The following is a 19,534-nucleotide window of genomic DNA, read 5'->3' as shown; positions in this document are numbered from 1 at the left end:
AGCGAGCCAGATTTCAACAGGTTTTGACCAAGTTTTCCTCAAGCCCTAACTCCGCTGCGGACCACGTCCTGGCGGGCCTGCGCTGGATGTGGGATCCGTCTCCGTTCGTGGCGGGACTAATCCGCCGGTTGGCACAGTTATGCCCTTGGGGCCAAACATGGCTGCGCACGCACCTCGCTTTGATGACAACGGGAATGAGCTTTAATGACGACGACAACTGCCGAGGGAGTCGGCTTCCGTTCCCGGCGGGGGCCCATCCTGATAGCCCTGATGCTCTCGACCGGTCTGGTGGCGATCGATTCGACCATCGTTGCGACGGCGGTGCCGTCGATCGTGGCAGATGTCGGCGGGTTCACCTCGTTCCCGTGGCTTTTCTCGGCCTATTTGTTGGCACAGGCTGTCTCGGTGCCCGTCTACGCTAAGCTCTCTGACGTCGTCGGCCGCAAGCCAATCATTCTCAGCGGCATAGGCCTATTCCTGCTCGGTTCGATCCTCTGCGGACTGGCCTGGAGCATGCCGGCCCTCATCGCGTTCCGTGTGCTGCAGGGTCTTGGCGCGGGAGCAGTACAGCCGGTGGCCATCACCATCGCCGGCGATATCTACACGCTCGCCGAACGGTCAAAGGTGCAAGGCTACCTTGCCAGCGTGTGGGCGATATCCTCCGTCGTTGGCCCGACGCTCGGGGGCGTGTTCTCCTCGCTGGGCATCTGGCGTGGAATCTTCCTCGTGAACATCCCACTTTGCCTGCTGGCAGGGTGGATGCTGATCCGAACATTCCACGAGAATGTCGAGCACACCAAGCACCGGGTCGACTACCTGGGGGCCGGACTGCTGACCATTTCGCTCAGCCTGCTCATCCTTGGCGCCCTCGAGGGTGGCCAGGCGTGGGCCTGGAACTCGTCCATCAGCATTGCTGTCTTTGCCGTCGGAGCGCTGATGTTCGCGGCGTTCCTCCTCGTCGAGAGGAGGGCAGCCGAACCGGTGCTGCCGCCGTGGGTCGTGTCCCGCCGGCTGCTGGCGACGACGGCCATGATCTCCTTCGGCGTCGGTGCAGTCATGCTGGGTCTCACCTCCTACGTGCCCACCTTCCTCGAAGGAGCACTGAAGACCTCCCCGATTCTTGCCGGGCTCGCGTTGGCGGCATTGACCATCGGCTGGCCGATCAGCGCGTCCCAAGCGGGCCGCTTCTATCTTCGGATTGGGTTCCGGAGGACCGCCCTGATCGGCGTCACGGTAACGGTCATCGGAACCGCCGTTCTTGCCTTTACTGCCCCCGCACCCAACATTCTGTTGGCAGCGGCAGGTTGCTTCGTCGTCGGGCTCGGACTCGGGCTGGTTGCAACCCCGAGCCTCATTGCCGCCCAGTCAAGCGTCGAATGGAATGAGCGCGGTGTGGTCACCGGCACCAACCTTTTTGCACGTTCGATCGGCAGCTCCATCGGCGTGGCCGTTTTCGGAGCAGCGGCCAACGCGATTTACGCCAGCGCCCCCGGCGGTGTTGCCGATCCGCAGACGATCGTATCGGCGTCGACCGCCGTATTCCTGGCCGTACTGGTCGGTGCGGTACTCACCGTGTTCGCCGTTATCGCGATGCCTGCCACCGATGGCAAGGGAAGCAGCCCCGACGCCGCCGCCAAGGCCAGGACGGCATCCTCACAGGATTAGGACCGCACCCACAGCATGCGGGCGGGCGCCGGCAGCGGCTTCTTGAATCGAGCGGTCTGAACAGGCCGAGGGCGTGTGACGGCCAGGATCATTCCGACGCCGGCCATCGATGAGACCATGGCGGAGCCGCCGTAGGAGATGAACGGCAGGGGCACGCCAATGACCGGGAGTAAGCCGGTGACCATGGCGATGTTCACCACGGCCTGACCGATAATCCAGGTGATCACGCTGGAGGAGACAATGCGGGCGAACGTGTCCTGGGTCCGGGCAATGACCTTGAAAACAGCGATGGCCAGGACCGTAAACAGCACGAGCACCAAGAGTGTTCCAGCCAGGCCGAGTTCTTCGCCGAGGATTGTGAAGATGAAGTCGTTGTGGGCTTCGGGGATCCAGTTCCATTTTTGCCGGCTCTGCCCCAGGCCCACGCCGAACCAGCCGCCCGAGGCCAGGGCATACTGGCCGTGCAGTGCCTGGTAGCCGACTCCCTGGGAATCATCCTCTGCACCCGCCCCAAGCCAGGACGAAATTCGCCCGACACGGTTGCCGCTCGTGGCCACCAGGATGAGGGCTGCCAGGGCGCCGAGAATGCCGGCGACACCGAAAACCTTCATCCGTACGCCGCCGTAAAACATCGTCGCGGCGATGATCATCATGATGATCATCGCCGTACCCAGGTCATGCCCGAGTGCAACAAGCCCGATGATGAGGACGCCGGCCGGCACGAGCAACGGGACGACGGCGTGCCTCCACTGGTGGAGCAGGGCCTGCTTGCGGGACAGGACGGCCGCTGCCCAGACGATAAGCGCGAGCTTGGCGAACTCGGATGGCTGCACGGTGAACCCACCGAGGCCCAGCCAGTTCCGATTGCCGTTCACGGTCATGCCCAAGGGCGTGAACACCAGGCCAAGGGCTACGACGGCGGCACCCAGAAGCGGCCAGGCGAGCTTGCGGATGTGCCGGGTCTGCAGGCGCGCCAAAACGAACATGATGGCTATCCCGGCTGCCGTCCACGTGGCCTGCTTCAGCGGAAGGTCGTACGGATTCCTTCCGGCCGCCACCGACTCCACTGAGGACGCCGAGGCAACCTCGATCAGGCCGAGTGCTGCCAGAACCAGCACGACCGCCAGAATGACCGGCCGGGTGCGGTCCCCGGACTCATCACCGAGCCAGCGTCCGATGCGGAGCAGGAGATCGCTGCGCCCCGTCATTCTGCCCGGCGGAAGCTTCGGGGTCATTTGCTCATCACTGTTTTCCTTCCCTCGGCCGGCCCTGCTCCGGGCCGTTCCGGGAAGGAGAAACCCACCGGGGAGAAATCATACGTCCTGGCCGGCAGGATTTGGTGCTCTGCCGGAGATGAGGTCATCCCCAGTAGAGCTGCCGGCCGTAGAGGTGCCTGCGCCGCGGTTGCCTCACCGGGGGAGCGGAACAGAACTCCTGGAGGTCGGCGACCAGCCGGAAGTACCGGTCTGATTCCAGGGCGGCGAGTGCAGTGTCGTAAGCCACTTCATAGGCGCTTCCCTGTGCGCTGCCCGAGTCCTGGTGGTTCCATGGAGTCTGTTCGTGCACGGGTGCGGAGTGGCTGAGTGGCCCCAGTGCTTCGGTGAGCCAGGTTAGCTCTGTGCGGAGCTCATCCACTGCAGTCCGGTCGAAGAGCTTGCGGTCCCCGAGCACTGACCAGACCCGTCCCGCGGCAGCACTCATGGCGCTTGAGGCACCCTGTTCGCCGGACCGCACACTGGGGTCGTAACAGAGCAGCGCGGCGACCTGATCGTAAAGGAAGGATGATGCGACCGGCTCGGCTTGATGGTGGGTTCTCTCCAGAGCTTTCAGCATTTTCGTGTCCCGACTCTCCCGATGCCCGGGCCCACCGAAGGCCCGGAGATTTCATCGTCTCCGACAGCTTCATGCTGACCCGCGGACCTGAGACAGCGATGAGAAGCCTGTGAGGGTCTTCTCATGCGCGCTTTGCCGTTGGACGTGGTTCGGCGGATGTCTATGCTGATGCTTGCAAGCAAGCTCACCGCGAGGCGATGGAGGTCGCCGTGAGGAGGCTAGGGCAATGGCAGAACCTAAGGGCAGGGTAGTCTGCGACATCACGGTCACGGCTGACGGCTACTCTGCCGGGCTCAACCAGACCGAGCAGCGCCCGTTCGGAGACGACGGCGGCGACGGCTCCGGCGACGGGCTGCACGCATGGATGTTCAGAACTCCCGAAGAGAACCGGGCGGAGATCGACCAGATTGTCGCCGCCAAAGCGTTCATCATGGGGCGCAACATGTTTGGCCCGGTGCGTGGTGAGTGGGATCGGCAATGGAACGGGTGGTGGGGCGACGATCCGCCGTTTCACGGTCCGGTCTTCGTGCTGACACACCACGCCCGCGAGGCACAGCCGATGGACGGCGGCACCACCTACCACTTCGTCACCGACGGCATCGAGTCGGCGCTGGTACAGGCACGCGCGGCTGCCGGGGACGGCGATGTCGCGATCGGCGGTGGCGCCACGACGATTAACCAGTACCTCACGGCGGGCCTGATCGACGAGCTGCGCGTGCACATCGCGCCGCTCACGTTCGGCTCCGGCACACGACTGTTCGACGGCGTCCCGCCGCTGAAGCTCGAGCAGGTGAAGTCCCGGGCAGCGAGCCTGGTCACGCACGTCACCTACCGCGTGCAGTCGTGAAGCGGATTAGATCGAGGAGATGGCAATGAGCGCAGCGAATGCAGAAACACCATCAGCGGATCTGTTGGTTGACCTGATCATCTCCTTGGATGGGTATGCCTCGGCCGAGGGGTGGCCCGGCTGGTGGGGACTGGAAGGGCCGGAATACCTGGGCTGGCTCGAGCAGGAGGGCAAGAAGAACTACACCTTCCTCATGGGGGCGAATACTTACAGGGTGATGTCCAGCATGTCCAAGGAGGCCGCGGCCAACGGATCGGGCTTCTCGCAGGACGAAGGAGCCGCCCTGACCGGCCTTGACAGCGTCCCGAAGGTCATCTTCTCCTCCACCCTGCAGGCGCCCCTCACCTGGCCCAACTCCGAGCTGGTTACCGGCGACGCCGTCGAGGCCGTGAGGGAGATGAAACGGACCGGGCCCCGGCCCCTCAGCACGCTCGGCAGCCTCAGCCTCTGCCGGTCCCTGCTGAGCGCCGGCCTCGTGGACCGGTTCCGGCTGGTCGTCTTCCCGGTGATCACGGGCCGCACGGGGCGGGAGCGCATCTACGATGGCTATCCTGACGTCTCGCTGGAAATGGTGGACAGCCGGACCTTCGACGGCAGGCTCCAGCTGCTCGAGTACGTCCCCACCGTTCTCAACGGGCCGCCGCTCAACGGGCCGCCGGACAGCGGCTCGCCCGGCGGCGGCCCGAGCTAAGCCGGCCCACGGCAATGCCCGGGCGGGCGCCTGTTCGGGCACCCGACCGGGCCATCCGTCACCTAGAAGTTGAACTTATCCACGTTGTCCGCGGTAAAGACGGTGGGGTCACCGAGGAGTACTACGCCATTGGCTCCCACCGTGAATTCGCCCAGGTCGCCGGCCTTGAACTTCTCGCCTTCGGCGCCGGTGATCTGGCCGGAGGCGAGGGCGGCACCGGCGTAGGCGGTGAGGTAGCCGAGCTTCTCGACATCCCACAGCGCGAACGACTTCATGGTGCCGTTCTTCACGAACTCCTTGAGCTGGCTGGGGAATCCAAGCCCGGTGAGCTGGACCTTGCCCTTGTATTCAGAGCCTGACAGGTACTGCGCGGCGGCCGCCACACCAACGGTGGTGGGGGAGATGATGCCCTTGAGCGTGGGGTGCTGCTGCAGCAGCGCCTGGACTTCCTGCTGGGACTTCTGGGCGTTGTCATCACCATAAACCGTGGCTACCAGCTTCAGCTTGGAGTACTCGGGCTTTTCGAGTTCCTTCTTCATGAGCGCGATCCAGGCGTTCTGGTTGGTCGCGTTGGCCGTGGCGGACAGGATGCCGATGTCGCCGCCGTCGGCTCCGATGGCTTCGGAGATGAGCTTGATCTGGGTGGCGGCGATGCCTTCTGCCGTGGCCTGGTTGATGTAGATGTCACGGCATTCCGGGTCGGTGTCGGAGTCGAAGGTCACCACCTTGGCTCCGCCACTGCGCGCCTCGTCCAGGGCCGAGCAGATGGCCTTGGGGTCGTTGGCAGACGTGGCGATGACGTCCGTTCCCTGCTGCGTGAGGGTGTTGATGTAGCTGACCTGGCTGGAGGCGCTGGCCTCGGACGGCCCAACTTCGGAGAAGGCGCCCTTGAACTCTCCGACCGCCGTTTTGCCGCCGCGGTCCGTGACGGTGAAGTAGGAGTTGTTCAGCTGCTTGGGCAGGAACGCGACCTTCAGGCCCTCCTTCAGGGGCGCGTCCGGGTTCGCGGACGCGGTCGCGGTGCTTCCGCCACCACCGCCGCTGGATCCTGAGTTGACCGTCGTGCCGCCGCAGGCCGTGAGCGCCAGGGACAGTCCCGTCACGAGGGCGACGACGATCGGCGTGGCCCGGCGGGCCCCCGGCTTGGAGCTGAGTTTCATTGTTTTGCCTTTCAACTGAACATCGTTGTTGTTGTCATGGGAACCACTGGCTAGGAAGTGCTTGTCCTGCGGGAGAGGGTCCGGCTCCACGCAATGGCGTTGGGGGCCACCACCGCGAGGATCAGCAGGCCTCCGGTGAGCATGGACAGAGTGTCCTCCGGGACGCGGGCGAGCTGGAGCGCGTTGCGGAGGATGCCGAGAAGCACCACACCCGCGATGACGCCGGGCAGGTTGCCCTTGCCGCCGAAGATTGACACGCCGCCCAGCAGAACGGCTGCGATGACGGACAGCTCCAGTCCTGTGGCGTTGTCGCCGCGGGCACTGCCGTAGCGCAGGGTCCACCAGACGCCCACCAGTGCGGCCACCGCACCGGAGATGATGAAGAGCCAGAACTTGGTCTGCGCCACGCGGATGCCGGCGAACCGGGCCGCTTCTTCGCTGTAGCCGATGGCGAACAGTGACCGTCCGAACCCGGTGAAGTGCAGGACGACGCCGAAGACAACGGCGAGGATGATGACCGGAATGATCCACACCGGGATGCCCGAGGCGCCGATCTTGGTCTGCAGGCCGGTGGTGATGGCCCGCGGGAAGCTGGTGACCGCCTGGTCGCCGAGCACCACAAACGCCAGGCCGCGGTACAGCGCCAGGGTGCCGATGGTAACGGCGAGGGAAGGCAGCCCCAGCACGGAGACGAGGATGCCGTTGACGGCACCCGAAACCGCGCCCAGGACGAGGCACAGGGGAATGATCAGCTCCAGCGGCAGGCCGGCGCTCCAAAGGGATCCGAAGACGCAGCTGACGAATCCCGCGACGCTGGCCACGGACAGGTCGATCTCCCCGGTGAGGATGATCAGGGTCACGGGAAGGGCGAGCAGGAGGATGGGGATTAGATCGATCAAGAGGAACCCGGTGTTGCGGGGCGAGGCGAAACCCGTCACCGTTGCTGCGGCGACCGCGATGCTGAGGAGGACGGCGATGATGATCGCGGTGTCCCAGCTGCGAAGGAAGCCAAGGCGCGGGGCTGTGTCACGGACGGCCGCGGGCCGTGTTGTTTCAACCAGCATGTTTGTCGTGTCCTCTCAGGCGGCGCTCGGTGCGCAGGGCCAAGTAACGGTCGAGGGCGATGGACGCCAGGATCAGTGCGCCGATCATGGCCCGCTGCCAGAACGGTGAGACCCCCAGGACGGGCAGTGCCGAGGTGATGGTGGTCAGAAGGACGGCACCGATCGCTGCCCCGTAGACCGTGCCCACCCCGCCGGCGATGGCTACACCGCCGACGACGGCCGCCGCCACGACGTTAAGCTCCAGCCCCTGGCCCGCCGTCGCGTCCAGGTTGCCGTACTTGGCTGCGTAGATGACTCCGGCCAGTCCGGCGAGGGCACCGGAGATGGCGAACGCGGTGAAGACCTTCCGGCCAACGCCGATTCCGTACAGCCGTGCGGCCATGACGTCCGAGCCGATGGCGTAAAACTCCCGCCCTGAGCGGTAATTCCGCAGGTAGAGCCCGAATGCGATGACCACGGCCAAGGCAATAAGGGCCAGGTAGGGGAGGCCGAGCAGGGCGCCGCTGCCGAGCGCCAGGAAGGACTCCGGCAGGTTGGAAGGATTGATTTGCTGGCCCTGCGCCCAGGCGAAGTCCACGCCGCGGAAGATGTACAGGGTTCCGAGGGTGACCACGAGCGAGGGGACCTTGGCCACCGCGATGAGGGCGCCGTTGACGGCTCCGAGGGCAGCACCGATTCCGACGCCGATAACCAGCATGGCGATGACCGGCAAGTCAGGCAGTGCGATGAAGATCTTGCCGGTGGCGAAGGCGGTCAGCCCGAGGACGGACCCGACGGACAGGTCCACGTTCTTGGTGACGATGACTACCGCCTGGCCGACGGCGAGGATCACCAGGATCGAGGAGTTCAGGAGCAGGTCCTTGGTGCTTTGGGCACTGAGGAATCGCGGGTTGGCTGCCACCGTGGCGGCGACGAGGATCGCCAGCGCGAGGAAGACGCTGAACTCGCGCGAACGGGTCAGCGTTCCCAGCCACGCCGTCGACGGCTGGCGGTTGAGGGCTAATGTTGTCACGCTGGGGTCTCCTTGGTGGATGCATCGGCTCCGGTGGCTGCCGTCATCACGGTTTCCTCTGTCGCCTCGTCGCGGCTGAGCTCCGCAGTGATCCGGCCTTCGTGCATGACCAGCACGCGGTCGGACATGCCGAGGATCTCCGGCAGCTCGGAGGAGATCATGAGCACGGCGAGGCCCGTTCCAGCCAGCTCGGAGATGAGCCGGTGCACCTCGGACTTCGTGCCGACGTCGATGCCGCGGGTGGGCTCGTCGATGATCAGGACCTTAGGGCCGGTGGCCAGCCATTTCCCGAGGACCACCTTCTGCTGGTTGCCGCCGGACAGGGTGGAAATCGGCGACGTCGGTGCGCCGGCCTTGATCTGCAGTTTCTTGGCCCATTCCTTGGTGGACTGGGCCTCCGCCTGGTTGGTCAGCAGCCCGAAGCGGCTCAGCTTCTTGCGCAGCGTCAGTGTCAGGTTGCGGCTGACGTTGAGTTCCATCACCAGGCCCTGCTTCCGCCGGTCTTCCGGGACGAAGCCCAGGCCTGCTGCCATGGAGTCGCGGGGGGAGAGCGGTTTCAGGGCCTCGCCGCGGACCTGGATGGCTCCCGAATCGTACTTGTCGATGCCGAAGATAGCGCGTGCGACCTCGGAGCGTCCGGCCCCGACGAGGCCGCTGAGCCCCACGATTTCACCGGCCTTGACGTTGAAGGAGATGTCAGAGAACACGCCTTTGCGGCTGAGGCCTTTGACGTCGAGTGCGATGTCGCCGATGATTGTGTCCTGTTTGGGGAAGAGCGACGCCACGTCGCGGCCCACCATCTGCCGGATCACGTCGTCGACGGCGAGGCCGGCGGCGCGTGAGGTTGCCACGTGCGCGCCGTCACGCATCACGGTGATCCAGTCCGCGAGGGCGAAAACTTCCTCGAAGCGGTGCGAAATGAACAGCACGGCCGCGCCGCGCTCCTGCAGGGTGCGGGTGACGGCAAAGAGCCGGTCCACCTCCACTCCGCTAAGCGCCGCCGTCGGCTCATCCATAATGAGGACCCGGGCGTTGAGGCTGATGGCCTTGGCGATTTCCACCACCTGCTGGTCTGCGATGGACAGGCCCTGCGCTGCCCGGTCGGGATCGATCTTGACGCCGAGCTGGCGGAAGAGCTCCAGCGCCTGCTGGCGCATGGCTTTCCGGTCGATGCGCCGCAGGGACCGGACGGGCTGGCGGCCCATGAAGATGTTTTCTGCCACCGTCAGATCGGGGAACATCGTCGGTTCCTGGTAGATCACCGCAATCCCCGCCTCGCGGGCATGAAGGGGGTCGCGGAAGGACACCTCTTCACCGTCCAGGTAGACCTGGCCGCGGTCCTGCTGATGCAGCCCGGCGAGCGTCTTAACCATGGTGGATTTGCCGGCCCCGTTTTCGCCGACCAGCGCCGTGACCTGTCCCTTGTGCAGGCTGAGATTCGCACCGCGCAGCGCTTTCACTGCGCCAAATGACTTGTGGATGTCACGCAGTTCCAGGACGGGGGTTCCTGTAGCTGCGGTGTTTGGGCTGCTTCGGAGCTCGACGTCGTAGCTGTCGTCCATAGCCGCTACTCCTTTTTATGAATCGATTCATCTGTGAATCTCCTCACACGCTAGGGCACCTGTCCGGCGTCTGTCAATAGCGGCCGGATGCAGACTAGATAAGCCGGTTTTTCCCGGAGCTAGCAGGAAAGCGATTGCCCATGCGTAGTATGGTCCTCAGACTTGATTCGATTCATAAGGAGGCGTGTCGATGACGACCGGACCCAGCGTCAAAGACGTCGCTGCGCTGGCGCAGGTCTCTGTCGGGACGGTCTCCAACGTGCTGAACCGGCCCGAGCAGGTCACGCCGGAGAAGCGGAAGCGGGTGCAGGCGGCTATCACCCAACTCGGTTTCGTGCGCAACGAATCGGCGAGGTCGCTTCGATCAGGGTCGAGCCGAAGCGTGGGAATGCTCGTTCTGGATGTGCGAAACCCGTTCTTCACCGACGTCGCCCTCGGGGCCGAAGACGTTGCCGAGAGCCACCGGCACTCGTTTATCCTGGCCAACAGCAGCGAGGATGCACGGCGGGAGCAGGCCTACCTGGACCTGTTCGAGGAACAGCGCGTGCAGGGCATCCTGATCACGCCGTTTTCGGACGTTCTCCCACGGCTGGAGGCGATGCATTCGCGGGGGATTCCGTCTGTTTTAGTGGACCGGCTGGCCGGGTCGAAAGACTTTTGCTCGGTGTCGGTGGACGATGTAGCCGGTGGACGGGCCGCTGCAGAGCATCTCATTGCGGGCGGAGCCCAGCGGCCGGCGTTCGTGGGCGGGCCCTTCACGCTGCAGCAGGTTTCGGACCGCCACCGCGGTGCACTCGCCGCCGTCGAAGCCGCCGGCCTCACGCTGCAGGTTTTTGAAACCCCGAACCTGAAGTTCGACCGCGGACGGCAGATCGGTGACCTCATCGGCGACCTGCGCCAGTCTAAGCGCCCAGATGCGGTTTTTGCCGCCAACGACCAGCTCGCCCTGGGTCTCCTGCAGTCCTTCGCGGCCACCGGAATACGGGTGCCCGAGGAGATCTCCATCGTCGGCTTTGACGACATCGACTTCGCCTCGCAGTCGAGCATCCCGCTGTCCTCGGTGCGGCAGCCGCGGCAGCTGATCGGGGAGCGGGCGGGGCAGTTGCTGTTCGACGAGATTGAAAATCCCAAGGGGCATAAGCACCAGCAGATCGTGTTCACGCCCGAGCTCGTCATCCGGGAGAGCAGCCGCTTGGCGTAGGCGGCCACAGGCCACACAGGCCACACAGGCCACACAGGCCACACAGGCCACCAAAAACCTACTGCGGAACGAGGCGCTTCTCGAGCCGCTGCCGGGCGCTGGCCAGGGACTGCTTGGTCAGCTTAGTGGCTTCCTTCACATCCCGTGCCCGTGCTGCAGCAGAGCGTTTAGATGACATTCACTAGAACCGGGTTGCCGATACTGGCGCCACTGCTTGCTGTCGGAATACGTACTGTCGAGCTCCGTCCGCATGGGTTGACGTACTCCACACGTATGGTGGTGTGCGGTTAAATGCGTAAGAGGAGGGCCGGGAAACCCGGCCCTCCGTCTCGATTGTTATTAGACCATCAGCCCCTGCAACGCACCGGCCAGGGTCTGAGCCCCGGTTTCGGCGTCCTCGTCCACTACGTGTTCTTCGGGGGAGTGGGACACCCCGCTGAGGTCGTTCCGGTGGCCAGGACAGAAAAGCGGTCTGAGCTGCAGGCTCTGGCGTTTCATTCCAGGGAAACAATTACTTGAAGCTTGAACTAAATACGGCTACGGTTAGTTCAAGCTTCAAGTTATTTCTCATGGAATGTCGAGGACCTCGGATGACCGCTTGTGTTGAAACTGCCCTGCAGGCGCCGGCCCTGCCCGCTGACGCCGCGCGCAGCCAAGTTACTGTGCGCAGCCAGGTTACTGTGCCGCTCCGCTTTCCTGACGGATTCAGCACCACGGCCGAGGTGCTGACGTTCCGTGGCCTCTCTGACGGCAAGGAGCACCTGCTGCTCGCCCTGGGTCAGTGGGAGCAGCAGCTCCTGACGCATGACGTGCCGCTGGTCCGGCTGCACAGCGAATGCATGACCGGTGACGTGTTCGGCAGCGAGCGATGTGACTGCGGACCGCAGCTGCGCGAGGCTGTCGAAGAGATCGCGGCGGCAGGCGGATTCCTGCTTTACCTCCGCCAGGAGGGCCGCGGCATCGGGCTGTATTCCAAGCTCGACGCCTACGCCCTGCAGGACACGGGCCTCGATACCTACGACGCCAACCTGGCCCTGGGCCACGGCGAGGACGAGCGCGACTACACAGCCGCGGCCCAGATGCTGGATGCCCTCGGCGCCACCAGCATCCGGCTGCTCAGCAACAACCCGGACAAGGCCGGGCAGCTGACGGCCCTGGGCATCAGCGTCACCGAACAGGTTCCCACCGGGGTTTACCTCTCGCCCGCCAACCACGGCTATCTGGCGGCCAAGCGAGACCGTACCGCGCATACGCTGGAACTGTCCAGGGCCGACGTCGGGCACGTGCCGCCGGTGCCGGGCGGCACCGTTTCCAGCCACGACGAGATGCTCAGCCGCGTTGACGCGCTGGTTCCGCGGCTGCGGGAGCGGGCGGAGGAAACGGAGCGGCTGCGCCGCCTCCCGGAATCCACCATGACCGAACTGAAGGACGCCGGCGTCTTCCGGATCCTGGCTCCGAAGAGTCTGGGCGGATACGGCATGGGGGCGGATACCTATGCCGAGGTCATCCGGCGGTTGGCCCAGGGCTGCGCGTCCACGGCCTGGACCGCCGGGCACCTGATCGAGCACGTCTGGATGCTGGCCCGTTGGCCCCAACGGGTCCAGGACGAGGTCTTCGCCAACGGGCCTGCGCCGCTGGCTGCCGCCACCAGTGCGCCTGTGGGCACGGCCAGGAAGGTCCCGGGAGGATTCTCGGTCTCCGGCCACTGGAGCTTCGCGTCCGGGGTGATGCATTCGGAGTGGGCCCTGCTGGCGGTTCAGTCTGACGGCGTCCGCCTGCAGTGCCTTGTCCCGGTGGACGAGCTGGAGCTGCTGGATGCTTGGCACACGGCCGGGCTGCGGGGGACCGGCAGTAACGACCTTCGGGCCGACAGCCTGTTTGTTCCGGAGCATCGGGCCATGGACTGGGCGGTGCTGAGCGCCGAGGACAACCCTGGCAGTCGCATCCACCAGGGCCCGATGATCCACACGCCCATGGCCACGCTGCTGAACCTGGTGGCACCCGCCGCGGCGCTGGGAGTGGCCGAGTACGCCGTCGACGTCTTCCGGGAAAAGATGCTGCTGCGCAAGGTGAAGAACACCGTTGAGAACCGCCAGGCGGATTCACCCCTTGCGCAAGCCCGCTTCTCGCAGGCCTACGGACTGGTGGCCACGGCGCGGCTGCACTGGCGGGAGGCCGTCGGCATCGTTTCTTCGTCACTCGGGCACCGGCCTTCCGCCCTGCCGGAAGATGAGCGGGCCAAGTACCGGCTCTCCCTGGCCCTCAGCGGTGAGGCAGCGGAAGAAGCTGTCCGGCTCATCGTCTCCGGCTCCGGAGGGAGTGCCCACCGGCTTTCGCATCCCCTGCAGCGGATCCAGCGCGACGTGAATGTCCTCCTTAACCATCCGACGCTGAGCCTGGACCCGATCCTGGAGCAGGCGGGCCGGGGCCTGCTGGGCCTTGGGTTCACGGTGTCGTCCTTCTAACCAACACCTTGTCCGCACGCGGTCAGGTCAGCCTGGCCGGCCTGTGACGCTGACGCTCCGTGGCGCCTGGAAGGACAGGTGCCGGATCCAGTCCGGGTTGTGGTTGCGCAACTGGATCTGGGGCAGAGCGGCCGCGGCTTCCTGAATGATGACGGCGGCCTCCAGTTCTGCGAGTTTGGCCCCGAGGCAGCGGTGGATGCCAGAACCGAAGATGAGGCCTGTTGAGGATCCGCGCCCAACCTGCTGGGACGGGCTGCCCGGGCTCGCAGCTGTACCGCCCGAGGTGATCCGGTTGCCCGACAGCTCAAGGAGTATCTCGGTACCGGCCGGGATCCGGTCGCCGCCGAGGTCGGTGTCGTGGGCTGCCACGCGGCGCCAGGTGGGGACGGATGATTCGGTCTCGAGCACATGCCGGACCACAGACTCGGCGCCGGCTTCCGAGGCCGCTTCCTTCCAGCCCACGGGCGCGGAACCCTCCAGCAGCCGGAACAGCGTGGTGCTGATCAGCTGGGTGGTGGTTTCCTGGCCGGCAATCAACAGGAAGTAGCCCAGCGAGCACATCTCGGTCCTCGAGAGGCCGTGCTCGGCCAGCGACTTGAACAGGTTGTGTCCCGGCGCCGCCACGGATTCTGCCACGAGTGCGCGCAGCCAGCCATAGAACTCGGCGGCGCTGCGGGCCAGGTCAAGCTGCCGCTCTCCGTCGGCCCAGCCCCAGAAGAGTTCCATTGAGTCCAGGCCCCAGCGTTTGAGGTCGGCAAGATCGCGCACGGGCAGCCCGAGGAGTTCAAGCATCACGACCGCCGGGGGAAATGCTGCCACCGTCTGCACGAGGTCCGTGTGACCGGACCGGGCGAGATGATCCGCGGCATTTCCCGCCGCTTCCCGGGCCAGTTCCCGGATGCGCGGCTCCATGGCGGCCACCGTGGCGGGCGTGAAAAAGCCGGCCACCACCTTGCGGATTCCGCCGTGCGAATCGGTATCGTTGCTGGCCAGGACCGGAGGCAAGGCGAAGCCCACGCTCTGCAGCGCGCGCAGGGCGGGTCCCTCCAGCGGCGTCACCGCCACCAGCGCATTCGCCGGACTGAAGTCGGCGGGCCGGTGCAAAACATCCCGGACCGAGTTCGGGTCCCGGACCACGAGGTAGGGGCAGCTGGCCGCGTCGGCAGTTTCCGCTGGGGCCGGCGCCAGTGTCGCACTGGGTGCAGGCATCATGCGGGCACCCCGTTGAGCCAGGCGGCGGCGCCGGCGCGGAAATCAGCCGGGGACAGTTCCGAGGCCCGCTCGGGAAGCACGCCGAGGAAGGGCACCCGCAGCGATCCGAGCGCTTGCCGGTTGCTGTGGTGCACGGCGTCGGGGCGGGCTGGCCAGGTCCCCAGCACGACGCCGAGGACCTCGAGCCCGCGGCCGGACAGCGCCTCGAGGGTCAGGGCTGTGTGGTTGAGAGTGCCGAGGGCCGGCCGGGCGACCAGCATAAAGCCCGCCGCGAGCAGCGATCCGAGGTCCGCCAGGGTGCCGCCGTCGGAATCCAGTTCCACCAGCAGCCCGCCGGCGCCCTCCACCAGGACGTGGTCGTGGGAAGCGGCGAGTTCACGGATCCGCCGTGCGTGCGCAACCAGCGCGGGCAGCGGCATCCCGTCGACGGCGGCAGCCGCGACGGGTGCCATGGGTTCCTGGAGGACGATGCCGGTTTCAGCGGTCACGGCGCCGGCGAGCCGGACAATTTCGGCTGCGTCGGAATCGCCGTCGGCGGCACCCGACTGGCACGGCTTGTAAACCGCGACGCTTCGTCCCATTCCGTGCAGGACGGCGGCGAAGGCCGCCGTCGTTATGGTTTTGCCGACGCCGGTGTCCGTTCCGGTGACCAGAATGACGGGGGACAGGTTCATGGAAGTTCCTCCAAAATGGTGCGCAGCACTGCGCAGCTGTCGTCGATTTCTTCGGGCGTGAGGGTGGCGCGGGCGGTGAGCCGCAGCCGCGGGATCCCGTCCGGAACGGACGGCGGCCGGAAGCAGCCGATCCGGACGCCGGCGCGGCGCGCGGACTCGGCGGCAGCCAGTGCCGATTCCGCTGACGGCATGGGGATGGACTGGACGGCCCCGGCTGCCCGGTCGGGGGTGGTGCCGTTTTGGCCAACAGTGCCGCGGCTGGCAAGGGCCGGGGCAAGTCCGGCGGCAAGCGCCGCCGCGTTGGCATGGACGGATCCCGCCCGCCACGGTTCGTCCCTGATGATCCGCACCGCGGCGAGGGCCGCTGCGGCAGACGCCGGCGCCAGGCCGGTATCGAAAATGAAGCTGCGGGCACGGTTAAGGAGGTGTTCCCGCAGCAGCGCGGATCCGAGCACGGCCCCGCCCTGGCTGCCCAGCGCCTTGGACAGCGTGGCGGTGGCGATCACGTTCGGATGCCCGGCAAGGGCGGTCCCGGCCACCGAGCCGCGGCCCTGAAAGCTGCCTGCGCCGGTGACGCCGAGGCTGTGGGCCTCGTCGATGAGCAGCATGGCGTCGTGCTGCACGGCCAGTGCCAGGAGGTCCGCGAGCGGCGCTTCGTCGCCGAGGACGCTGTAGACGGATTCGACGGCGATCATCGCCCTCGGTTCTTGACGGCTGGCCAGCAGCCGGACGGCTTCCGCCACGCTGTTGTGGGCAAAGGACTCGGTGCGGGAACGGCTGAGTCGGAACCCGTCAATCATCGAGGCGTGGCAGTGCTCGTCCGCGACGATCAGGGTTCCGGGACCGCCCAGCGCTGTGATCACTCCGATGTTGGCCAGGTAGCCGGAGGAGAAGACCAGCGCAGATTCCATCCCGGCCAGCGTGGCCAGTTCCTGTTCGAGGTCCAGATGAAGCTGCGTGGTACCGGCCACCAGCCGCGAGGAGGTGGCGCCTGCGCCCCACCGCGACGCTGCTTCCGAGGCTGCCCCGGCAACCCGCGGGTCCGTTGAAAGGCCCAGATAGTCGTTGCTGGCCAAGTCGATGAACCATTCATGCGCGACGCGGGGGACCGGGCGGCGGACCTGGCCCCGGCGTTCCCGGACGGCGGCCTGCCGCCCGAGCCACTGGGTCATTGAGCCGCTCATGACGCACTTCCGGAGTGGGCCGGGACCCCTTCGTAAACCCCGGCTTCGTGCGTCCGTGTTTCGTGGACCTCGGCGACGGCCGCGGTCATCCCGGCGGTGATCTGTTCGATGTCCGACTCAGTGCTGATGTACGGCGGCATGGTATAGAGGAGGTTCCGGAACGGCCGGACCCAGACGTCGTGCCGGATGGCTGCCGCCGTGACGGCGGTGACGTCGACGGCGTCGTGCAGCTCAATGACCCCGACGGCGCCGATGGTGCGGACGTCGCGGACGGCCGCGAGGTCCAGGGCAGGAGCCAGCCCGGACGCGAGGCCGGTGCCGATCCGGGCGACGTCGGCCCGCCAGCTCCCGGTTTCGATGATGCCGAGGCTGGCGTTGGCCACGGCGCATGCCAGCGGGTTGCCCATGAACGTGGGCCCGTGCAGCAGGGCACCGGCCCGGCCGGCGGAAACAGCCGCGGCCACCTCAGCGGTGCAGAGCATCGCGGCGAGAGTCATGTACCCACCGGTCAGGGCCTTGCCCACGCACATGATGTCCGGCACCACGCCGGCATGATCGGCCGCGAACAGCTCGCCGGTGCGGCCAAAGCCGGTGGCGATCTCGTCGAAGATGAGCAGCAGCCCGTGCCGGTCCGCCGCCTCCCTGAGCGCCGTCAGGCATTCGGCCGGGTACGCGTGCATGCCGCCGGCGCCCTGGAGCACAGGCTCGACGACGATCGCCGCCAGTTCCCCGGAGTGCCGGGCCGCGAGCTCCGCCACGTCCGATGCCCACGCCTGGACGGTTTCCGGGGTTGCCGACGCCGCCGCCGGCGGACGCGGCGCAAAGACGTTGCCCGCGAGCAGTCCGGGGAAGGCCGAGTGCATGCCGTCCACAGGATCGCAGACCCCCATTGCCGCGAAAGTGTCGCCGTGGTAACCGCCGCGGAGGCTCAGGAACCGTTGTCGCCGTGGACGCCCGGACGCGGTCTGGAACTGCACCGCCAGCTTCAGCGCCACCTCGACGGCAACCGAGCCCGAGTCCGCGAGGAACACCCGCTCCAGCCCCGGCCGGCCCGGTGCCGCAGGGGCCATGTCCACCAGCCGCTCGGCCAGTTCCACCGCCGGGGCGTGGGTGAGCCCGCCGAACATCACGTGGCTGAACTTTTCCACCTGCGCTTTGGCAGCGGCATCCAGGACCGGGTTGCGGTAGCCGTGGATCACCGACCACCACGAGGACATCGCGTCGATCACCTCGTGGCGGTTGCCGTCTTCACCGCGGAGCCGCAGCCGCACGCCGTCGGCCGCCTCCACCTCCCACAGCGGAAGGTCCGGTGACGCCGGAGCGTAAGGGTGCCACAGCCGCGCGCGGTCCCGCTGGATCAGGCTTGCATCTGCTGAATTTCGCGTCACGGGACCAGCACCCCGTGGCGGGAACATTCCGCTGACCAGCCCAGCGGCGTGACCTGCACCTTCATCCGGCGGCGGCAGGCGGTGCAGTAGCGCGGCGGTTCCATTGCCAGGCGTTCGCCGCACTCACGGTGGGCGTACGACGGCGGGCGGTTGCCGCCGTCGTACGGCTCACCGCAGTGCCCGCAAAAGGCAGCCCCGCTGGTTGAACCTCCGCTGGTTGACCTTGTTGACACCCCGGTCACAGCGTCTTCTGGAGTTCCTTGATGGGCATGTTCAGCTCGACCAGCAGGTTCAGGTCCTCCGTCGCCGGGCGGCCGAGCGTGGTGAGGTAGTTGCCGACGATGACCGCGTTGATCCCGCCCATCAACCCGTCACGGGTGCCGAGATCGCCGAGGGTCAGTTCCCGGCCGCCGGCGTAGCGCAGTACGGTGCGGGGCATGGCGAGGCGGAACGCGGCGATGGCGCGGAGGGCATCCTTGCCGTCCATGATGCCCTGGTTTTCCAGCGGGGTTCCGGGGCGGGGGTTGAGGAAGTTCAGCGGCACCTCGTGGGGTTCGAGGGCTGCGAGCTGGGCTGCGAGTTCTGCGCGCTGTTCGAGGGTTTCGCCCATGCCGATGAGGGCGCCGCAGCACAGTTCCATGCCGGCTTCCTTGACCATGTTGCAGGTGTCGAGGCGTTCCTCGTAGCTGTGCGTGGTGACCACTTCGGGGAAGTAGCTGCGGGCCGTTTCCAGGTTGTGGTTGTAACGGTGCACACCCCACTCGGCGAGCTGGTCCACCTGGCGCTGGGTGAGCATCCCAAGCGAGCAGGCGATGTTGATGTCCACCTCCTCGTTGATGCGATCGATCGCGAACTTGATCTGGTTCATGAGCTTGATGTCAGGGCCGCGGACGGCGGCGACGATGCAGAATTCGGTGGCCCCGGTGGCGGCGGTTTCCTTCGCGGCCTTGACCAGTTCGGGGATGTCCAGCCAGACGCCGCGGACCGGGGAGTCGAACAAGCCGGACTGGCTGCAGAAGTGGCAGTCCTCCGGGCAGCCTCCGGTCTTGATCGAGACGATGCCTTCCACCTCTACGTCCTCGCCGCAGTGCCTGAGCCGGACCTCGTGGGCCAGCTGAAGGGCCGCGGGAAGGGCCTCGTCCGGAAGGCGGAGCACTTCCTCGAGTTGCGCCTGGGTGAGCCCGATGCCGTCCTCGAGGACCTGCTGCCTGGCGGTTTCCAGGATGGTGTAGGTGCCCGGGATAGTCGCGTGGCGCGTGTCTTCGCTCGCGTTTGCCTGGATCGTCATTGATGGGTCCTTTGCGTGTGATGGCTGCGGATATTCCTCGGAACTGACGCTAATTGCCCATCGAGGACAAGATTTTGTGGGGTCCCGACAAGCCGATCAGCAGAACGTTAGCCGGGTCCGTACTTTGGCGGTGGCGCATACAGGAAGAGCCGCCGTCGCGGGTGGCGACGGCGGCTCTCGTGTTTCGGGGGGCGGGTTAGCCGTTGATGATCTGGGGGACGCCGAGGTGTTTGAGGCCTTCGACGCCGAATTCCAGGCCGTAGCCGGATTGCTTGGCTCCGCCGAAGG

General features: G+C 66.3%; 18 protein-coding genes and 1 pseudogene. 5 read left to right on the top strand and 14 right to left on the bottom strand.

Annotated features, from left to right (window positions below; all coding sequences use genetic code 11):
• Positions 1-204: 204 nt before the first annotated feature.
• A complete protein-coding gene (locus AC1DFE_RS19340; protein WP_476907485.1) occupies positions 205-1,665 on the top strand; it encodes an MFS transporter in 1,461 nt (486 codons plus the stop codon).
• Here the strand turns inward: AC1DFE_RS19340 and ftsW are convergent.
• Together ftsW and AC1DFE_RS19330 are read right to left on the bottom strand one after the other, a co-directional pair.
• Complete coding sequence (ftsW, locus tag AC1DFE_RS19335; protein ID WP_476907484.1) at positions 1,662-2,900, bottom strand: putative lipid II flippase FtsW; 1,239 nt, start codon at positions 2,898-2,900, stop codon at positions 1,662-1,664. The two genes, AC1DFE_RS19340 and ftsW, sit on opposite strands and share 4 nt — an antisense overlap.
• Positions 2,901-3,024: 124 nt before the next feature.
• Positions 3,025-3,498 carry a CHAD domain-containing protein gene (locus AC1DFE_RS19330; RefSeq protein WP_476907483.1) on the bottom strand — a complete coding sequence of 158 codons (474 nt, stop codon included), beginning with the start codon at positions 3,496-3,498 and terminating at the stop codon, positions 3,025-3,027.
• 226 nt (positions 3,499-3,724) lie between these two features.
• Here AC1DFE_RS19330 and AC1DFE_RS19325 point away from each other — a divergent pair, with 226 nt between their 5' ends.
• Positions 3,725-4,345, top strand: a complete 621-nt coding sequence (locus AC1DFE_RS19325) for a dihydrofolate reductase family protein (RefSeq protein ID WP_476907482.1) — start codon at positions 3,725-3,727, stop codon at positions 4,343-4,345.
• A gap of 25 nt (positions 4,346-4,370) precedes the next feature.
• Positions 4,371-5,036, top strand: coding sequence for a dihydrofolate reductase family protein (locus tag AC1DFE_RS19320; protein WP_476907481.1), 666 nt, complete (start codon positions 4,371-4,373; stop codon positions 5,034-5,036).
• A gap of 62 nt (positions 5,037-5,098) precedes the next feature.
• Here the strand turns inward: AC1DFE_RS19320 and rhaS are convergent, their stop codons facing one another.
• Genes rhaS through AC1DFE_RS19300 form a run of 4 tightly spaced genes read right to left on the bottom strand, consistent with a single transcriptional unit; the run spans position 5,099 to position 9,834 of the window.
• Positions 5,099-6,196 carry a rhamnose ABC transporter substrate-binding protein gene (gene rhaS / locus AC1DFE_RS19315; protein WP_476907480.1) on the bottom strand — a complete coding sequence of 366 codons (1,098 nt, stop codon included), beginning with the start codon at positions 6,194-6,196 and terminating at the stop codon, positions 5,099-5,101.
• Positions 6,197-6,246: 50 nt separating this feature from the next.
• Positions 6,247-7,260: an ABC transporter permease gene (locus AC1DFE_RS19310; protein ID WP_476907479.1), complete on the bottom strand. Its 1,014-nt coding sequence runs from the start codon at positions 7,258-7,260 to the stop codon at positions 6,247-6,249.
• On the bottom strand, positions 7,250-8,272 hold the full coding sequence (locus tag AC1DFE_RS19305; RefSeq protein WP_476907478.1) for an ABC transporter permease: 1,023 nt from the start codon (positions 8,270-8,272) through the stop codon (positions 7,250-7,252). Before AC1DFE_RS19305 ends, AC1DFE_RS19310 begins: the two co-directional genes overlap by 11 nt.
• Positions 8,269-9,834 (bottom strand): sugar ABC transporter ATP-binding protein, encoded by a 1,566-nt coding sequence (locus AC1DFE_RS19300; RefSeq protein ID WP_476907477.1) that lies wholly within the window; start codon positions 9,832-9,834, stop codon positions 8,269-8,271. Before AC1DFE_RS19300 ends, AC1DFE_RS19305 begins: the two co-directional genes overlap by 4 nt.
• Positions 9,835-10,024: 190 nt before the next feature.
• Here AC1DFE_RS19300 and AC1DFE_RS19295 point away from each other — a divergent pair, with 190 nt between their 5' ends.
• Entirely contained in the window at positions 10,025-11,035 is a 1,011-nt protein-coding gene (locus AC1DFE_RS19295) for a LacI family DNA-binding transcriptional regulator (RefSeq protein WP_476907476.1), read from the top strand.
• A gap of 339 nt (positions 11,036-11,374) precedes the next feature.
• Here AC1DFE_RS19295 and AC1DFE_RS19290 read toward each other — a convergent pair whose 3' ends face one another.
• A complete protein-coding gene (locus tag AC1DFE_RS19290; RefSeq protein ID WP_476907475.1) occupies positions 11,375-11,533 on the bottom strand; it encodes a hypothetical protein in 159 nt (52 codons plus the stop codon).
• Between the two features lie 92 nt (positions 11,534-11,625).
• Between AC1DFE_RS19290 and ribA the strand changes: the two genes are divergently transcribed.
• On the top strand, positions 11,626-13,500 hold the full coding sequence (gene ribA, locus AC1DFE_RS19285; RefSeq protein ID WP_476907474.1) for a GTP cyclohydrolase II RibA: 1,875 nt from the start codon (positions 11,626-11,628) through the stop codon (positions 13,498-13,500).
• 27 nt (positions 13,501-13,527) lie between these two features.
• On the opposite strand, the gene AC1DFE_RS19280 is transcribed toward ribA, so the two are convergent.
• From AC1DFE_RS19280 to AC1DFE_RS19250, 7 genes and pseudogenes are all read right to left on the bottom strand, one after another.
• Positions 13,528-14,712: a cytochrome P450 gene (locus AC1DFE_RS19280; protein WP_476907473.1), complete on the bottom strand. Its 1,185-nt coding sequence runs from the start codon at positions 14,710-14,712 to the stop codon at positions 13,528-13,530.
• The gene (gene bioD / locus AC1DFE_RS19275; RefSeq protein WP_476907472.1) at positions 14,709-15,386 is read right to left on the bottom strand and encodes a dethiobiotin synthase; all 678 of its coding nucleotides are present in this window, start codon (positions 15,384-15,386) and stop codon (positions 14,709-14,711) included. Before bioD ends, AC1DFE_RS19280 begins: the two co-directional genes overlap by 4 nt.
• On the bottom strand, positions 15,383-16,558 hold the full coding sequence (locus AC1DFE_RS19270) for an 8-amino-7-oxononanoate synthase (RefSeq protein ID WP_476907471.1): 1,176 nt from the start codon (positions 16,556-16,558) through the stop codon (positions 15,383-15,385). The genes bioD and AC1DFE_RS19270 overlap by 4 nt, the downstream gene beginning before the upstream one ends.
• Positions 16,559-16,566: 8 nt before the next feature.
• Complete coding sequence (locus AC1DFE_RS19265) at positions 16,567-17,985, bottom strand: adenosylmethionine--8-amino-7-oxononanoate transaminase (protein WP_476907470.1); 1,419 nt, start codon at positions 17,983-17,985, stop codon at positions 16,567-16,569.
• Positions 17,955-18,191, bottom strand: coding sequence for a biotin synthase auxiliary protein BsaP (gene bsaP, locus AC1DFE_RS19260; RefSeq protein ID WP_476907469.1), 237 nt, complete (start codon positions 18,189-18,191; stop codon positions 17,955-17,957). The genes AC1DFE_RS19265 and bsaP overlap by 31 nt, the downstream gene beginning before the upstream one ends.
• Positions 18,192-18,196: 5 nt before the next feature.
• Entirely contained in the window at positions 18,197-19,246 is a 1,050-nt protein-coding gene (gene bioB, locus AC1DFE_RS19255; protein ID WP_476907468.1) for a biotin synthase BioB, read from the bottom strand.
• Positions 19,247-19,442: 196 nt separating this feature from the next.
• A pseudogene (locus AC1DFE_RS19250) lies at positions 19,443-19,534 on the bottom strand (aldehyde dehydrogenase family protein); the annotation flags it as partial.

It is taken from the genome of Arthrobacter sp. 05T423, from assembly GCF_056396245.1.
Note: the sequence above shows the minus strand (reverse complement) of the source record. Positions and strands in the feature narration are given on the sequence as shown.

What these genes read in the sequence shown, in the direction of transcription:
- AC1DFE_RS19295 (WP_476907476.1), top strand. Translation starts at nt 10,025, where the DNA reads ATGACGACCGGACCCAGCGTCAAAGACGTCGCTGCGCTGGCGCAGGTC.
- AC1DFE_RS19320 (WP_476907481.1), top strand. Translation starts at nt 4,371, where the DNA reads ATGAGCGCAGCGAATGCAGAAACACCATCAGCGGATCTGTTGGTTGAC.
- AC1DFE_RS19330 (WP_476907483.1), bottom strand. Translation starts at nt 3,498, where the DNA reads ATGCTGAAAGCTCTGGAGAGAACCCACCATCAAGCCGAGCCGGTCGCA.
- AC1DFE_RS19325 (WP_476907482.1), top strand. Translation starts at nt 3,725, where the DNA reads ATGGCAGAACCTAAGGGCAGGGTAGTCTGCGACATCACGGTCACGGCT.
- rhaS (WP_476907480.1), bottom strand. Translation starts at nt 6,196, where the DNA reads ATGAAACTCAGCTCCAAGCCGGGGGCCCGCCGGGCCACGCCGATCGTC.
- bioB (WP_476907468.1), bottom strand. Translation starts at nt 19,246, where the DNA reads ATGACGATCCAGGCAAACGCGAGCGAAGACACGCGCCACGCGACTATC.
- AC1DFE_RS19290 (WP_476907475.1), bottom strand. Translation starts at nt 11,533, where the DNA reads ATGAAACGCCAGAGCCTGCAGCTCAGACCGCTTTTCTGTCCTGGCCAC.
- AC1DFE_RS19280 (WP_476907473.1), bottom strand. Translation starts at nt 14,712, where the DNA reads ATGATGCCTGCACCCAGTGCGACACTGGCGCCGGCCCCAGCGGAAACT.
- bioD (WP_476907472.1), bottom strand. Translation starts at nt 15,386, where the DNA reads ATGAACCTGTCCCCCGTCATTCTGGTCACCGGAACGGACACCGGCGTC.
- AC1DFE_RS19265 (WP_476907470.1), bottom strand. Translation starts at nt 17,985, where the DNA reads ATGTTCCCGCCACGGGGTGCTGGTCCCGTGACGCGAAATTCAGCAGAT.
- AC1DFE_RS19300 (WP_476907477.1), bottom strand. Translation starts at nt 9,834, where the DNA reads ATGGACGACAGCTACGACGTCGAGCTCCGAAGCAGCCCAAACACCGCA.
- AC1DFE_RS19270 (WP_476907471.1), bottom strand. Translation starts at nt 16,558, where the DNA reads ATGACCCAGTGGCTCGGGCGGCAGGCCGCCGTCCGGGAACGCCGGGGC.
- AC1DFE_RS19310 (WP_476907479.1), bottom strand. Translation starts at nt 7,260, where the DNA reads ATGCTGGTTGAAACAACACGGCCCGCGGCCGTCCGTGACACAGCCCCG.
- AC1DFE_RS19340 (WP_476907485.1), top strand. Translation starts at nt 205, where the DNA reads ATGACGACGACAACTGCCGAGGGAGTCGGCTTCCGTTCCCGGCGGGGG.
- ftsW (WP_476907484.1), bottom strand. Translation starts at nt 2,900, where the DNA reads ATGACCCCGAAGCTTCCGCCGGGCAGAATGACGGGGCGCAGCGATCTC.
- ribA (WP_476907474.1), top strand. Translation starts at nt 11,626, where the DNA reads ATGACCGCTTGTGTTGAAACTGCCCTGCAGGCGCCGGCCCTGCCCGCT.